Origin of the sequence: Mycolicibacter heraklionensis (assembly GCF_001021505.1) — a bacterium.
Lineage (GTDB): Bacteria > Actinomycetota > Actinomycetes > Mycobacteriales > Mycobacteriaceae > Mycobacterium > Mycobacterium heraklionense.
Genome location: NZ_LDPO01000021.1, coordinates 47632 through 63154, shown reverse-complemented (window position 1 = coordinate 63154; position 15523 = coordinate 47632). Strand labels below are relative to the sequence as shown.

The 15523-nt window shown below is 66.6% G+C and carries 14 protein-coding genes; 6 read left to right on the top strand and 8 right to left on the bottom strand.

Annotation, left to right across the window (positions count from 1 at the left end; all coding sequences use genetic code 11):
• The first annotated feature begins 131 nt into the window (after positions 1-131).
• The 3 genes from ABW16_RS19605 to ABW16_RS19595 all read left to right on the top strand — a co-directional run bounded on the left by ABW16_RS19605 (position 132) and on the right by ABW16_RS19595 (position 3002).
• Complete coding sequence (locus ABW16_RS19605; protein ID WP_047320885.1) at positions 132-1742, top strand: NAD-dependent malic enzyme; 1611 nt, start codon at positions 132-134, stop codon at positions 1740-1742.
• Between the two features lie 56 nt (positions 1743-1798).
• A complete protein-coding gene (locus ABW16_RS19600) occupies positions 1799-2488 on the top strand; it encodes a hypothetical protein (RefSeq protein WP_052957013.1) in 690 nt (229 codons plus the stop codon).
• A gap of 154 nt (positions 2489-2642) precedes the next feature.
• A complete protein-coding gene (locus ABW16_RS19595) occupies positions 2643-3002 on the top strand; it encodes a DUF6319 family protein (protein WP_047320884.1) in 360 nt (119 codons plus the stop codon).
• An 18-nt stretch (positions 3003-3020) separates the two neighbouring features.
• Here ABW16_RS19595 and ABW16_RS19590 read toward each other — a convergent pair whose 3' ends face one another.
• Both ABW16_RS19590 and ABW16_RS19585 read right to left on the bottom strand, forming a co-directional pair.
• Positions 3021-5387 (bottom strand): AAA family ATPase, encoded by a 2367-nt coding sequence (locus tag ABW16_RS19590; RefSeq protein WP_047320856.1) that lies wholly within the window; start codon positions 5385-5387, stop codon positions 3021-3023.
• Between the two features lie 44 nt (positions 5388-5431).
• Complete coding sequence (locus ABW16_RS19585; protein ID WP_047320855.1) at positions 5432-6121, bottom strand: type 1 glutamine amidotransferase domain-containing protein; 690 nt, start codon at positions 6119-6121, stop codon at positions 5432-5434.
• A gap of 165 nt (positions 6122-6286) precedes the next feature.
• On the opposite strand from ABW16_RS19585, the gene ABW16_RS19580 reads away from it, so the two are divergent.
• From ABW16_RS19580 to ABW16_RS19570, 3 genes are read left to right on the top strand one after another with little or no spacing between them, the layout of a single operon-like run.
• The gene (locus ABW16_RS19580; protein WP_047320854.1) at positions 6287-7279 is read left to right on the top strand and encodes an NAD(P)H-quinone oxidoreductase; all 993 of its coding nucleotides are present in this window, start codon (positions 6287-6289) and stop codon (positions 7277-7279) included.
• Between the two features lie 37 nt (positions 7280-7316).
• Positions 7317-7817 (top strand): TspO/MBR family protein, encoded by a 501-nt coding sequence (locus ABW16_RS19575; protein WP_047320853.1) that lies wholly within the window; start codon positions 7317-7319, stop codon positions 7815-7817.
• A gap of 52 nt (positions 7818-7869) precedes the next feature.
• The gene (locus ABW16_RS19570) at positions 7870-9006 is read left to right on the top strand and encodes a TIGR03857 family LLM class F420-dependent oxidoreductase (RefSeq protein WP_047320852.1); all 1137 of its coding nucleotides are present in this window, start codon (positions 7870-7872) and stop codon (positions 9004-9006) included.
• 22 nt (positions 9007-9028) lie between these two features.
• On the opposite strand, the gene ABW16_RS19565 is transcribed toward ABW16_RS19570, so the two are convergent.
• The 6 genes from ABW16_RS19565 to ABW16_RS19540 form a co-directional block, all read right to left on the bottom strand.
• The gene (locus tag ABW16_RS19565) at positions 9029-10024 is read right to left on the bottom strand and encodes an oxygenase MpaB family protein (protein ID WP_109519683.1); all 996 of its coding nucleotides are present in this window, start codon (positions 10022-10024) and stop codon (positions 9029-9031) included.
• 161 nt (positions 10025-10185) lie between these two features.
• Positions 10186-11838, bottom strand: a complete 1653-nt coding sequence (locus tag ABW16_RS19560) for an N-acyl-D-amino-acid deacylase family protein (protein WP_047320851.1) — start codon at positions 11836-11838, stop codon at positions 10186-10188.
• Entirely contained in the window at positions 11835-12569 is a 735-nt protein-coding gene (locus ABW16_RS19555) for an SDR family NAD(P)-dependent oxidoreductase (RefSeq protein ID WP_047320850.1), read from the bottom strand. The genes ABW16_RS19560 and ABW16_RS19555 overlap by 4 nt, the downstream gene beginning before the upstream one ends.
• The gene (locus tag ABW16_RS19550) at positions 12566-13018 is read right to left on the bottom strand and encodes a VOC family protein (RefSeq protein WP_047320849.1); all 453 of its coding nucleotides are present in this window, start codon (positions 13016-13018) and stop codon (positions 12566-12568) included. The genes ABW16_RS19555 and ABW16_RS19550 overlap by 4 nt, the downstream gene beginning before the upstream one ends.
• Before the next feature lie 14 nt (positions 13019-13032).
• Entirely contained in the window at positions 13033-14511 is a 1479-nt protein-coding gene (locus tag ABW16_RS19545; protein ID WP_233424820.1) for a flavin-containing monooxygenase, read from the bottom strand.
• 49 nt (positions 14512-14560) lie between these two features.
• Positions 14561-15478: a metal-dependent hydrolase gene (locus ABW16_RS19540; RefSeq protein WP_047320847.1), complete on the bottom strand. Its 918-nt coding sequence runs from the start codon at positions 15476-15478 to the stop codon at positions 14561-14563.
• Positions 15479-15523: the final 45 nt, after the last annotated feature.

Below are 15523 nucleotides of genomic sequence, written 5' to 3'. Positions count from 1 at the left end.
GGGAGTCACGGCCGGTGCGGGCCGCTGAACCGTTCTATTGTGCGACGAAGGGCAGCCGCAGTTGCGTCGGCTGAGATGAGAGAGGTGACACGGTGACGGCTAGGGGGCGGCAACGGCGGGGCCAGGCTCTGCTGTTCGATCCGCTGACCACCAAGGGCACCGCCTTCAGCCAAGACGAGCGCCGCGAGCTCGGCCTGCTGGGTCTGCTGCCGGTTGCGGTGAAAACCATCGCCGAACAAGCCGCCCACACCTACGCCGAGTTCTCCACGCGGCATGACGACCTGGACAAGCACATCTACTTGCGGGCGCTACAGGACCGCAACGAGACGTTGTTTTACCGGCTGCTGCGCGACCATCTCGAGGAGATGCTGCCGATCGTCTACACGCCGACAGTCGGTGATGCGTGCCAGCGGTTCAGCGAGATCTACCGGCGCCCGCGCGGGCTCTTCGTCTCCTACCCGGATCGCGATCGGCTGCGGGAGGTGCTGCGCAACCGACCGGAACAAGAGGTGGACGTCATCGTCGTCACCGACGGACAGCGCATCCTGGGTTTGGGCGACCAGGGTATCGGCGGCATGGGCATCCCGATCGGCAAGCTCTCGCTGTACACCCTGATCGGCGGGATCGATCCGGCCCGGACGTTGCCGATCATCCTCGACGTCGGCACCGACAATGTCGACCTGCTCCACGATCCGCAGTACCTCGGCTGGCGCCATCGCCGGATCAGCGACGAGGACTACTACGCCTTCGTCGACGACTTCGTGACCGTCGTGCATGAGGAACTGCCCTACGTGCTGCTGCAGTGGGAGGACTTCGCCACCACGCATGCGCTGCCGCTGTTGATGCGGTACCGGGATCGGCTGCTGACGTTCAACGACGACATCCAGGGCACGGCGGCCGTAGCCCTTGGCGCGCTGCAGGGCGCTGTCCGCGCCGCCGGGCGCCCGCTGTCTCAGCAGCAGGTGGTGATGCTCGGCGCCGGCTCGGCGGGCGTCGGCGTGCTGGAGATGATCCGCCAGCAGATGGTCGCCGAAGGACTCTCCGAAACCGAGGCCGCCGAACGGATCTGGGCGATTGACGTCAACGGGCTGCTGACCGATGACCGTGCGGACCTCTCGGACAGCCAGCGCCGCTTCGCTCAATCCGCAGCTCGGGTGGCCGGCTGGGACGGTCGCAGGCTGGCCGACGTGGTGCAGCACGTCGATGTGGGCATCCTGCTGGGCCTGTCGACGGTGGCCGGCGCCTTCACCGAGGGAATCGTCCGACAGCTGGCGGCCAAGACGGACCGTCCGATCATTTTTCCGCTGTCCAACCCCACCAGCCGGGCCGAGGCACACCCTGCGGAGCTCGACGAATGGACCGATGGGCGCGCGCTGATCGCCACGGGATCACCCTTCGCCCCGATCCGACACGGCGAGCGCACCCGTCGCGTCGCGCAGTGCAACAACGTCTACATCTTCCCGGCGATCGGGCTGGCCGTCACGGCCGCGCGGGCGTCACGGGTCACCGACGCCATGATGCGGGTTGCCGCCACCACCCTCGGCGATGCGTCCCCCGCCCTGGTCGACGCCGACCAGCCGCTGCTGCCCGCGTTCGAGGATCTGCCCGGGATCACCACCCGTATCGCAACCGCGGTAGCCCTCCAGGCGGTGCGTGACGGCGTCGCGCCGGCGGCCTCCGACGACGCGATAGCCGAGGCCGTCCGGCAGTCCCGCTGGACGCCGGACTATCCGACTCGGTAACCACAGGAAAGCACCGGTCCCGTGCTATCCAGCGAGAAGTAACTAAAGTGCTCTTGGTGGACGGACGAAAGATTGCCAGGTTCTGCGGTCGCAGCCTGGCCATTCTGACGTCGCTGGCGGTCTCGGCCGCCCTCATCTACGCCCAGAGCAGCCACGAGCCGGCGCCCAAGCCCACCGAGACCGCCGAAGCGGCTCCGTCGGCGCCGGCGGCACCTCCGCCGCCGTCTACCGGGGGGATGCGCATCGCCAACCCCGCGGAGGCCGCGGCACTGGCGGCCAGCGTGCCGATGCCCACCGAAGGTCAGCAATTCACCTTCCCGCTGCCCCCGGGGGTGGCGCCGGAGAACGGGCTGCAGGTCAAGACCATTTGGGCGGCCCGCACCATCGGCGTGCTGTTTCAGGAGATCAAGACCATCTACGGGTATCGCCAGGACCCACTGAGATGGCATCCCGACGGGTTGGCCATCGATGTGATGATCCCGGACTACCACAGTGAGGCCGGGATTCTGCTCGGCGACCAGATCGCCGGCTATGCGCTGGCCAACGCCCAACGCTGGGGTGTCAACCACGTGATCTGGCGGCAGAAGATCTACCCGGGAGTGGGCGGCGGCAACTGGACGTCGGATTACGGCAACGAAACCGCCAACCACTACGACCACGTCCACATCGCCACCGATGGCGGCGGCTATCCCACCGGGCAGGAAACCTACTACGTCACCTCGATGACCCCGGCGCCGAGGGATTGAGCGGCGGCTTCGACCGCTTTGTCGAACGTGTGTTCTAATACGTGGTGAGCTTGCCCGCCGCCGCGGGCGACGAATCAGCAAGGAGGTCGCCACGATCATGACTGCACCCACGTTCGCCCCCGAAGCCCCGGCCGCCACCCCCGACACCGTCGGGATGGGTTCGTTCGCCGACACCACACCGGCCCCCGACACCGCGCCCGCTGCCTCCGAGGCCAAGGAGCCGGTGAAGAAGTCGGCCGGCAAGAAGGCCAAGACTCTCGAGTTGACCCTGACTGTGACCGGTACGGCCGACGGCGAGTGGCACGCCGAGATCAAGCAGGGCAGCAGCTATCTGGTGCGTAACCTCGCCGTCGCGGCCGCCGCGGTGTCGCGGGCCGCCAAGGAACTGCACGAGGAGCTGTTCGCACCGATCGAGGCGCTGATGGACGAGGCGCGCTCCCAGCATGCCGCGCGGGTGGCCGCGCTCGAAGCCGAGCTTGAAGCCGCCCGGAAAGCCTTGGCGGACTTGGACTGAGGTCCGCGCACTCCCCGCTCACCGGCGCGCCAGCCAACCCAGAAACTCGTCCACGGTGAACACCGGCTTCCCGTAGTCCTGGGCTTTGCGGGCCTTTCCGGACTGCGTGCCCGCTTCGGCGATGACCAGCACCTCACATCGCGTCTTGGTCACCGAGCGCACCGGCGCCAGCCCAGCCGAGGCAGCCAGCCGCTCCATCTCGTCGCGATCCACCACCCGGCCGTCGCCGTCGACCGCGGTTCCGGTGAAGCAGATGCGGGCACCGGGAACCAGCACCGTGTCGATGTTGTCGATCGTCGACGGCGTCTGAGCGAGCCCGGCCGCCAGGTGGCCGGAACCCAGCGCCACCAAGGCGTCTCGCAGGCGCGCCAGTACCTCATCCGGTAGTCGGGTGCGGTCCGCCGCCAGCAGCAGCTGGTCGGCGGCGGCCTGGCGAGCCGCCTGCTCCCAACTGGTCTCCCCCGCCGGCGACACCTGATCGACGGGACTGGCGCCCAGCAGGACCGCTCCGAGGGCTCGGCTGATCCGCAGCAGCGCGGACAGGGCCGGAAGGTGTTCTGCGGTCGGGGTTGTGACGTCGGGATCGCGGCTGAGCAGGATTCCCGATAGGGCGTCGCTCTCGTCGGGATCTTCGAACGGCGACGAGCCGGCGTCCAGGTCGGCGGTGTCGAGGCGCTCGAGCGCGGCCTTGGCACGCTGCAGCGCCGTGTCACCGGTGACGCTTGTGCCCCGCAGATCGATACCCAGCGGCATCGGAGCCACCAGGCCCAGTCGCTTGAGTTCGAAGTCGATCAGCCCCAGCATCTCATCGACTTTGACGCCCACCGGCGTGCACCCGGCCAGCATCGGCGCGATCACCGCCCAGGCCTCCCGCAGCGTGGGTGCCAGCAGCACGTCGGCCACCCCGATCCGATACGCCTGGCGGGCGTCGGCCAGATCCCGCTGCGGGTTGATCAGTGTCGATACGGCCGTGCCGTCGTCGAAAGCCACCGCCAGTTCCACCGGGCGCGGCCGCGACATCCGGCCTTCATCGCCGACCGTGAGCAGACCGATCGCGCAGTAGCGGCGCGCCCGGTCGCTGTTGGCCGAGACGCGCAGAAACCGGGCGATCCGGCGATCCACTTTCAGATCCTTCGGCAGCACAGGGCGTTTCAGTACAAGCCCGGCCAACGAGGTACACCGGCTCAACGCCACATAAAGCTGGCCGGTGGAGAACATGCCGCCGGACAGATCCACCACCAACCGCTCCAGGGTCTGACCCTGACTCTTGTGGATCGTGATCGCCCACGCCAGCTTGAACGGCAGTTGAGTGAAAGTGCCGACGACGTCGCGACGCAAAGTCCCGCCGTCGACCACGGGGCGGGTGGCCTCCCAGGTGAACGGGGCAACTTCGGCGATGCCACCGTCGGGAAACTCGACCTCGACCACGGCGCCGTGGCGGTCGTAGCCCACCCCCACCACGCGGCCGATCGAGCCGTTCACCCAGCGCTCGGCCTGATCGTTGTTGAGCATCATCACCTGGGCGCCGACCTTGAAGCGCAACTCGTCGTCCAGCGGCTTGTCGAACAGGGACAGGTCGCCGGATTCGTTGGCGCGGTGCACCATCTCCTCGCCGGGCAACCGCTCGAGCTGCTGGCGGTTGCGGGCGGTCACCAGCCTGTTGGTGGGCGCCAACGTCAGCCAGAATTCGTCGTCTGGCGGCACGAAGTCGGCGTCCACCCTGGCGTCCAGGCGCTGCTTGGCATGGCCGAGTAACACGCCTTCGCGAATCTCGTTGAGGATCGCGGTCATCCGGTCATCGCCGAGCTGGCGGAACACCGTCGTCAGCGACACGCTCGGGAAATCCGCACGGCGGAAGGTGTTCGCCGAAAAGAAGTACGGGGTCTCATACGTCGTCGAAAAGTAGTGCTGCTCACCCTCGGTGACCACCGGCGGCAGCTGGTAGAGGTCACCCACCAACACCACCTGGACGCCGCCGAACGGCGTGCCCGGGTCTGGGCCGAACCGCTGCAACGCTTCCGCGATCATGTCGAACACGTCGGCGCGCACCATCGATGCCTCGTCGATGATCAGCGTCTGCAGCTTGGCCAGTGTCTTGGTGAAGCGCCCCGGCCGGTACTCCCCGCCGGCGATATCAGACAGCGTTGTGGTGGGCCGGAATCCGAACAGGCGGTGGATGGTGTGGCCGTCGACGTTCAGCGCGGCGATCCCGGTCGGCGCGACCACCACGACGTTGCGATCGGTGGTGGCCATGAAGTGACGGATGAGCGTCGACTTACCGGTGCCGGCCTTACCGGTCAGGAAGAGATTTCGGCCCGCGGCCAGCAGCCCCAGCGCTTCTCGGAATTCCTCGGTCAGCAGGACGGTTTTGCTGGCTGCCACCACGCTGGAACCTTACTGGCGGGCGAGCGCGTGGACGGGCGAGGGCCTCACTTCCCCAGTACGGAGACGATCTTCTTGGCCGTCGCCTTGGCCGAGCCCGGATTCTGGCCGGTGACCAACCGGCCGTCGACGACGACGTGCGAGGCGAATGGAATCAGGCCCTTTTCGTAGTGGGCGCCGCGCTTCTTCATCTCCGCTTCGGCGTTGTAGGGCACCAGTTTGTTGACGCGGGCCAGAACCTCCTCCGACCAGGCGAAGCCGGTGAGCCTTCGTCCGGCGACCAAGAACGACCCATCTGCGAGGGTGGTGTTGAGCAGGCCGCAGTAGCCGTGGCAGACCGAGGACACCACTCCCCCGTTCTCGAAGATCTCACGCGTGATGCGTTGCAGTCCTTCACTGTTCGGGAAGTCATACATGACTGCGTGCCCGCCGGTGAAGTAAATCGCGTCATAGTCCGCCGAGTCGATGTCTTCTGGCGATGCGGTGCCGGCCAACAGCGCCATCTTCGTGCTGTCGGCTTTCCACGCCTTGGCGCTCTTGTCGAAGTTGGGGAACTTCAGCGAACGCGGCTCCAGTGGCGACGGTCCGCCTTTCGGGCTGACGATCGTCTGTTGGTAGCCCGCTTCGGCGAAGACGTGGTAGGCGTGCGTCAGCTCCGAGAGCCACAACCCGGTCGGCTCGGCGGGGTCGTCGTAGTGGGCGACGTTGGAGACGACATTGAGGATGCGCTTGGTCATCTCCCCAGGATTCCCCGGATGCTCGGCCGGCGCCAGCGAACTGGCCACTTTGCACAACTTGGAACACACCGGAGACGGATGATGAAGCAGCGACCGACAACGGCCACGTGAGATCCAATTGAGTACGCACGACGTTCTGCGCTCACCGGGGGAAGGAAGTTTTGGATGTATGCCATAACGCTCAACGGTTTTGGTGATCCCGAAGTAATGGAGTGGGCCCACGTCGACGACCTTCCCCCACCGGGTGCTGCCGAAGTGGCCATCGATGTGGTGGCCGCGGGCGTGAACCGGGCCGATGTGATGCAGCGCATGGGCTTCTACCCGCCGCCGCCGGGTGTCAGCGAGGTCCCCGGACTCGAGGTCTCCGGTGTGATCGCTGACGTCGGTGCCGGAGTCTCGGACTGGGAACCCGGCGACGCCGTGTGCGCGCTACTGGCCGGCGGCGGGTACGCCGAGCGGGTCAACGTGGCGGCCACCCAGGTGCTGCCCGTACCGGAGGGGGTCAGCGTCACCGCGGCCGCCGCCCTGCCGGAAGCCGCCGCGACGGTGTGGTCCAACGTGGTGATGGTCGGTGGCCTCGAACCCGGTCAGACACTGTTGATTCACGGTGGCGGAAGCGGAATCGGCACGCATGCCATCCAAGTGGGCCGAGCGATTGGCGCCAATGTGGCGGTGACCGCTGGGTCGCAGTCGAAGTTGGAGCGCTGCCGCGAACTCGGCGCGCAGACCTTGATCAATTATCGCGAGCAGGATTTCCCCGCGGTCGTGAACGCCGAGTACGCCGGGGCCAACGTCATCCTCGACATCATGGGCGGCAGCTATCTGGCCAAGAACGTCGAGGCCCTCACCGAGAACGGTCACCTGACAATCATCGGGTTGCAGGGCGGCGCCACAGCCGAACTGAATCTCGGTGCGCTGCTGTTCAAGCGGGGATCGGTGCATGTGACCAATCTGCGGCGCCGTCCCGAGCAGGGCCGCGGCTCCAAGGCCGAGATCATCACCGAACTGCGGCGGCAGCTGTGGCCGATGATCGCCGAAGGCGCGGTGGCGCCTGTCGTCGCCGCCGAAGTCCCGATCACCGAGGCAGCCGAGGCCCACAAGCTGCTCGACTCTTCCGAGACGGTCGGGAAGGTTGTGCTGACCGTGCGCGAGCCGTGACCTGTCGTCCTGGGCCGATTCCGCCTACGCTGGCGCGATGGAGACGATCTCGCCGAAAGCACACCAGCCGAGTGCTCAGCACCTCGCCGCGTTCCTGGTCTCGCTTGTGCTGGTCATCGTCGTCGCGGCCCTCGGGGGTGTCGCCTCGGCTGACGCCGCAGCCGACTACGGAAGGCTCGCCCAACCGGCCTGGGCGCCGCCGAGCTACCTGTTCGGTCCGGTGTGGAGCGCCCTTTATCTGCTGATGGCGGTCGCGGCCTGGCTGGTCTGGCGCGCAGATCCGCGGTGGACAAACCCCGCGATCATCGCCTACGGCGTACAGCTGGCGCTGAACCTGCTGTGGTCGCCGATGTTCTTCGGGCTTGGCTGGCGCGGCCTGGCCCTGGTCGACATCCTGCTCCTGGACGTCGCCGTGGCAGTCACCATCGCGGCGTTTTGGAAGGTCCACCGCGGCGCAGCGCTCCTGATGGTGCCGTATTTCGGCTGGATCCTGTTCGCGACCGCATTGAACTACGCGGTGTGGTCGCTGAACAGCTGACGCGCAGCCTTGCTCGCTTGTATAACGCTACTCGACGTAGTGTAATTGCGAAATGAATCGCGCCGCCGCACCGCAGGCCACCGCCCCGTCGAGCGCAGCCGGCACTGACGTGCAACTGAACGAGCTCGGCTACTACGCCGTCACCCGACACCCCGCGGACGCCCGCGTGGTTCTGCCGGAAGCCCGGGAGGCGGAGGCGCTCGGCCTGGGCTCCTGCCACATCGGTGAACGCTTCACCGTGAAAGACCCGGCGGTGCTCAGCGGCGCCGTGGCGGGCTGCAGCTCCAGCCTGGGTATCGCCCCGTCGACCAACCACCACACTCGCCACCCCACCGTGACCGCGACCGTGGGGTCGACCATGCATGCACTGACCGAGGGTCGTTTCGCGATGGCGTTCGGCCGCGGAATGGCCGGCTATTGGCAGGCGATGGGGCTGCCGGTGGTGACCGCGGCCCGGCTGCGTGACTTCTTTTCCATCCTGCGCCGGCTCTGGGCCGGCGAGCTGATCCTCAACCACGACGGCCCGGCCGGGAAGTGGCCGATGCTGCGCCACGCGAACGGCTTGGGCGCGGGGCCACCGATCGGCTTGGTGGCGGTCGGTCCCAAGACGATGGAACTGGCCGGTGAGATCGCCGATTTCGTTGTGCTGCACACCTTCTTTTCCGACGAGGCGACCGCCGCCTCGGTCGCGGCCGTGCGGCGGGGCGCCGAACACGCGGGCCGCGATCCCGACAGCATCCGCATCTGGGCTTGCCTGGCGACGGTATGCGACTCGTTGTCGGAGGACGATCAACTGCGCCGCGGGGTCGGCCGCCTGGCGACCTATTTGCAGGCCTATCCCGATGTGCTGGTCTCCGCCAATGGCTGGGATCCGCACGTGTGGGAGCGAATCCGGCAGTCCGAGCTGTTCACCGATGCGGCCACCGCCGGGCCTATCGACGCCAGCGCGTCATACGAGACGCTGCAGCGGATCGCCGAGCTGATTCCCGCCGAATGGTTGGCGTCGGTGGCCGCGGGATCGGCCCGCGACTGTGCGAACACCATCGCCCGGCAGTTCGACCTGGGCGTGCACTCGGTGATCATGCATGGGGCGAGTCCGCATGAGCTCGCGCCCGTCGTACAGGCCTATCGGGCCGACCGGCCGACGCTGCACCGTGCTGTCGCGGCGAACCCGGGCCGCTTCGCCTGAGCCCGAGCGACTTCGACGTGGGTCAGTCGACCTTCGGGCAGTAGAAGTGCGGGTCGTTGCGGTACTCGACCGGCGGCAGGTTGCGCGCCGGGGTCTGCACCAGCGGTGCGTCCACGGGAAGGCGACCCGACGCCCGGTCCAGCGCCGACCGCTTACGCGGATGCATCAAGGCACGCTTGGGACCGTACCTGGACACGAAGGTGATCGCCTTGCAGATATACCCGTGCACCCGCTCCTGGCGCGGGGACCAGGTGTAGCCCATGAGTTCGCGCACCGGCGGGTCGTAGAGGGCCACTGTCATGAACGTCAGGAAGCGCTGCATGACCTTGAGGTTCTGCGCCCACAACCAATCCGGAATCCATTCCAGTGACGGGTGTTTGGGCATGGTCGACAGGTCCATGACCTCACGGGCCGCCCAGTTGTTCTCCAGGACGTTGTTGCACATGTGGTCCCAGTACTCTTCGAATTCTTCCCAGGACTTGGGCACCGGGCGCATGCTCATGCCGTACATCCGGTACCACTGCACGTGCTCGTCGAACAGCTGCCGCTTGTCGGCCTCGGTCAGTCCGCCGGCGAACTTCTCGGCGGCCAGCAGGGTCGACTTGAAGAAGGTCGCGTGCGCCCAGTAGAAGACGTCGGGGTTCAGCGCGCTGTAGCGGCGCCCCTGCTCGTCGACGCCCTTGATGCCGATGTGGTAGTCGCGGACCTCGGCGCCGGTCTGCGGGGCACGGTAGCCGTCGAACACCACGCCGCCGATCGGGTAGATCGACCGCATCAGACGCGGGATGCGCTCCATGAAGAAGATCGAGTGGTCCTTGACCGCGGCACCGAGTTGCGGGTGCATGTTCTGCATCGAACCGGCCCACGTCCCCTGGAACAGACCGGTCCATTGGCCGAAGTACTTCCAGGTCAGCGAGTCGGGGCCCAGCGGAATCGGGGGTGCGTCGTAGCCGCCGTTGCTCACCGGACAGCCGGCGGCGATCGGCGCTTCGCTGGCCGCGGGGCAGGTTTCCGACATGTCTTGAGTCACGAGCGCGCACTCCCAGTCATCATCGACCACTTTTGACAACATGCGTTATCAGTATCGGGAGTCTAAGGGGAGTCTGGACTCCGGTCAATGACGGGCTTGGGCGACATGTCCGCTCAGTGACCGGCGACGCACCCCCAACGACGGCGTATTCACACCTGCCTCGCTCCCCTGACCAGCCGGCCCGGAAGCGCACCGGTGTGTTGTCCGCTGGTGTACACCTCGATGCCGCTGACGATGGTGTGCAAATAGCCGTCGGCCGCCTGGAGGACCCGCTGGCCGCCGGCCGGAAGGTCAGCGACCAGTCGTGGCGCCCGTGCGGTGAGATTGTCGAAGTCGATGACGTTGACGTCGGCCTTATAGCCCGGTGCGAGCACCCCGCGGTCGTTGAGTCCCACCATGCGGGCCGCGTCGCGGGTCTGTCGCTGGATCAACCACGCCACGTCGAACCGGTCGTCGAGACGGTCCCGCCCCCAGTGTGTGAGCAGCGTGGTCGGAAAACTCGCATCGCAGATGGTGGAGACGTGGGCGCCACCGTCACTGAGCCCGGGCAGCGCGTTAGGGTGCGAGAGCATCTCGTGCACCACGTCGAGATTGCCGCCGTGATAGTTGAACACCGGCATATAGGCCGGGCCGGCGAGCATGATGTCGTAGAGCACCTCGGCCGGATCGTCGCCGGCCCGAGCGGCCCGAGCCGCCACCGAATCCTGCGGCGCTGGTTCGTAGTTCGGCGGGTCACCGAGTTCGAAGATGGTGTCCAACGGCGCCCGCAGACCCCCGCGGTCGGAGATCTCGGCCAAGACGCGACGTTTCACCGCAGGATCGTGCAGGTCGGGTCCGGAACGGAAGAACCGGGACAGCACGAACGGGTTGTAGGTCCCGCGGAAGTCGACCAGCACCCCGATGGCACGTGGGGCGACGACCGCGGTCATCTGCAGTCCCTCGGCATTGGCCCGCTCGATGGCCGCGAGGGTGCGACGGTAGCCGTCACCGGCCTCGTGTTGCATCACCGACAGCGACAGCGGCCGCCCGGACACCCGCATCATCTCGTACATCACCGCGATCTCGTGGTCGAACCCCTTGAGATCCGAAACCACCTGGAATACCCCGGTTCCGGTTTCCCCGATCGCTTTGGCGATGCCGACGAGTTCGTTCAACTCGGCCCGTACCGATGGTGTCTGCTCGCCACGGCTGGTCTTGTGCCATTCGGTGCGCGAGGTGCTGAATCCCAGGGCGCCGGCCCGGATTCCGGCGGCCGCCAGCCGCGCCATCTCGGCGATATCGTCCGGCGTGGCGGCCTCCCGGTCGGCACCGCGCTGCCCCATCACGAACAGCCGCAGCGGATCGTGGGTGACCTGGGCGGCCACGTCGATATCGTGCGGCAGGCTGTCGACGGCGTCCAGATACTCCTCGAAGCTGCGCCAGGTCCACGGCAACCCCTCGTGCAATACCGGGCCGGGCAGGTCTTCGACACCTTCCATCAACTCGATGAGTTGGTCGTGGTCGGTGGGCCGCACCGGCGCGAATCCCATGCCGCAGTTGCCCATCAGCGCGGTGGTGACGCCGTGCGTCGACGACGGCTGCAGCTGATTGTCCCAGGTCACCTGCCCGTCGTAGTGGGTGTGGATATCGACGAATCCGGGCGTGACGAGGGCGCCATCTGCATCGATCTCCCGGCGGCCGCCCTCGTCGACGCGTCCGACTGCGGCGATCACCCCGTCGCTGATCGCCACATCTGCGGTCCGGCCGGGCTGCCCCGTGCCGTCGATGACGGTGCCGCTCCGGATGACGACGTCGTAGGTCATGGCTGCTCCTTCTTCGTCAGTCTTTGCATCTGCCCATAGGCGTCGATGGGACTGTGCAGCGCCAAACCGCCATCGGCGAAAAGCGTCTGACCGGTCACCCAGGACATCTCGAGCAGGCCCAGGATCGCCTCGGCGATGTCATCGGCGGCCCCGAGCCTTCCCAGCGCGGTCCGTTCGGTCAGCCCCTCGACCCAGCCGGGTAGCTGCTCCGGTCTGGCGAGCATCGGGGTACGGGTGACCCCGGGACCCACCGCGTTGACCCGGATCCCGTGTGCGCCCCACTCGGCGGCCGCCACCCGCACCAGCATGTCCAGACCGGCTTTGGATACGCAGTAGGCGCCCATATCTCGGTCCGCCAGCGTTCCGCTGATGCTGGACACCGCGATGATCGACCCGCCGATTCCGGCGTCGATCATCGCCGCGGCGCCCGCGCGCATCGCCAGCCACGTCCCGGTCAGATTGACGTCCAGCACGCGCTTCCACTGCTCGGGCGGCTGCTCGAGGAGCAGTCCGGACGCGCCGATTCCGGCGCAGGTGATGAACCGGTCGGGGCAGCCCACCGTCTCGACGGTCTGCGCCATGGCTGCGCTGACCGCGCCGGGATCGCTGATATCGCAGATGAAGTCGGCATCGTGGAGATCCCACACGGTGACCGTCAGGCCCTGCGAGCGCAGTCGGCTCACCACCGCCTCTCCGATACCGGACGCTCCCCCGACCACGACCGCGGTCATTCGGGTGCTCCGATGAGTTCGACGAGAACGCCGTCGGGTGCTGTGATGACCGCCATTGCCACACGTTTCCCGCCGGGTGCCGGCATGGATATCCGTCGCACTCCTTCGCTGAATCCCAGCGCCGCCAACGCCGGCAAGGTCGCTTCCACGTCACGTTGCAGCGAGACCAGGAAGAAGCCGGCGCGGGGCGGACCCGGGTCCGGATCGCCGGCACCAGGGACGCTCGCTCCACCGAGGAACTGCACGAGTTCCACGATCCCGGCTTCCGGGTGGGCCTGGTCGCCCAGGAAGATCGAACGCAGCGTGTCGGTTTCGGCGCCGAACAATGTCTTCCAATCCCCGGTAAAGGTGTGGTCGAGCAGCTGGGTCAGTCCCAGCCCGTCCCGCCAGAACCGCAGCGACACGTCGATATCGGCGGTGACGATCGCGGTGTGGTGAAGGGCGCGCACTCGAGATCCTCTCGTCAGATGACGGTCAGTGTCGTGTCGGCGGTGGACAAGTGGTAGTCCTCGAGGCGGACCGTTCGGAGCAGATCCGCGAACGCCATGCCGCTGTACGGGAACTGGGTGACGATCTTGCCGCTCGGGTGCCGGTAGTAGTTGTTGCAGTTCGCCAGCCACACCTTGCCCTGCATCGCGGCCTGGATTTCGGCGTTGTAGCGGGTGTGCACCTCGCGTCGCACCTCGACGCTGCGCAGACGGCGTTGCGACATCGAGTCCAGCAGCTGCCGCACATAGGCCGTCTGGACCTCCAGGATGTGGATGATGGAGGTGACACCGTTGGTGTTCGGGCCGTACAGGGTGAACAGATTGGGATAACCCGGGATTGCGGTGCCCAGGTAAGCCTCGGCGCCGTCTTTCCAGACCTCGCGCAGGCGTGCGCCGCCGCGGCCGACAACATCGAGACTGCTCAGGTAGTCGGCTGCCCGGAAACCGGTTCCGTAGATGACAGTGTCGGCCGGGTGTTCGGCGCCGTCGGCGGTGCGCAATCCGTCGGTGGTGAACTCGACGATGGGCGAGGTTTCCAGGGTCACGTTGGGCAAGGTGAAGGTGGGCCACCAGTCCGCCGACAGAAGCGGGCGCTTGCACCCGACCGGGTAGTCCGGAGTCAGCTTCGCCCGCAGCACCGGATCCGCGATCTTGCGGTGCAGGTACTTGCGCGCCATCTCGGTGGAATCCCTTGTTTGGCGGGCATTCTCGGCGAAGTCGGCCATTTCGTACTGCTCGCATGCGGCGTTGCGGAGCTTGCGGGCCTCCTCGGGATGGCGCGCGAACAGCTGTTGCTGCTCCGGCGTGAACGGTTCGTCGGGCCGCGGCGCGACCCAGATGGGTGTGCGCTGAAAGACCGTCAGGTGCTCGGTTTCCCGGGCAATCGCCGGAACGTACTGAACCGCACTGGCACCGGTACCGATCGATGCGACCCGCTCCCCGGCGGTGGAGCGGGAATGATCCCATGCCGAGGAGTGGAATATCCGCCCTCGGAAGCTGTCCGCCCCGGGGATGTCCGGGAGGTTGGGGACGTCGAGCATGCCGACCGCACTGATCACCACGTCGAACTGGTAGGTGCGCGCGTCGTCGGTGTGTACGAACCACAATCCGTCGGCATCTGACCACCGCAGTGTGCTCACGCTGGTGTTCGGGATCAGGTGACTGCGCAGACCGTGGTCGTCGGCCACCGCTTCCAGGTAGGCAAGGATCTCCGGCTGGTTGGCGAAAGTCTTGCTCCACCAGGGGTTGAGCGCAAACGAGAACGAATAGAAATGCGACGGCACATCGCATGCTGCTCCCGGGTAGGTGTTTTTGCGCCAGGTGCCACCGAATCCGTCATTGCGGTCGAAGATGGCGAACTCGTAGTCGCCGGCGGCCAGCGCGGTACCCATGGCGATGCCGCCCGGGCCCGCGCCGATGACCGCCACGGTCGGCTTGTCCGGTTTCGGGCTCACACCTCGACCTCTTATCTGTGACATACGGATGGCTGAACGTAAACGGCGATCATTCCGCGGAGAAGACCGTCATGTCGGCACCGTTGTCGTATTCGGACATCCAGGTGCCCGCCCAGTCCGGCAACGGCTGATCCGCCGGATCGTGATACGGCATCTGAGACAGCGCCAGCCGCCAGACCATCCGCGTCAGATCACCGGAGGGCACTGATCCGAACAGCGTTGGCGGCCCGGATAATCGGGTCCTACGGCGGTGCCCGCCGGGCCCGCGGAACTTGAACTCGTTGACCAACAGCGCTGCCGACATGAGCTCTTCTGCCGACACCACCCGCTCCTCGGCGGGCACTACCTCATCGATGGTGCGCCCGATCGCGGCGGCTATCTCACTGATATGCCGGAACGTGTGGCGAATGTGCCGAGCCCGGTACCACCGGTGGGGCGTCAGGTGGTTACACAGGATGAGCCCAGAGCTGCGGTGCTCGATTTCTTCGACGAAATGCCAGGTCATCAACGCGGCGACCCGCGGATCAGACCCGGCGAACAGCGAATGCCGGTTGTCCAGAATCACTTTGAACAACGGCGTGAAAGTGGCTTCGAGATTCGCGATATAGCAGGCGTGAAACTGCACCGGATGACCGTCGATCAGGTCGTCGAACGCTGCGGTGGCATCCACGTAGGCCCGTTCCAGCCCTGGGTACTGGGTGATCAGTGCCGCCATGTGCTTGCGGTGCGCCGCAGCGTGCTGGCCCTCCTGCCGCAGGAATGCGTCGGCCTCTGCCGCAACCGCGGGTGAGCGGTCGAAGTCCGGCTGCGCCTGCCGGAGCGCCTTGATCAGGTAACGCTCGAACGGTACTGCGATGAAGGTGAAAGCGTTACAGAACATCCCGAAGTTGGGATTGGCCGGCTGCCACAGAAAGGGCACCGTCGCGTCGAAGTCCCAACGGATTTTTCGCACCACCAGATCCGTCATCGGATGTCACCCCAATACGCGCTCAGGTCCTAACATGGACTCAAT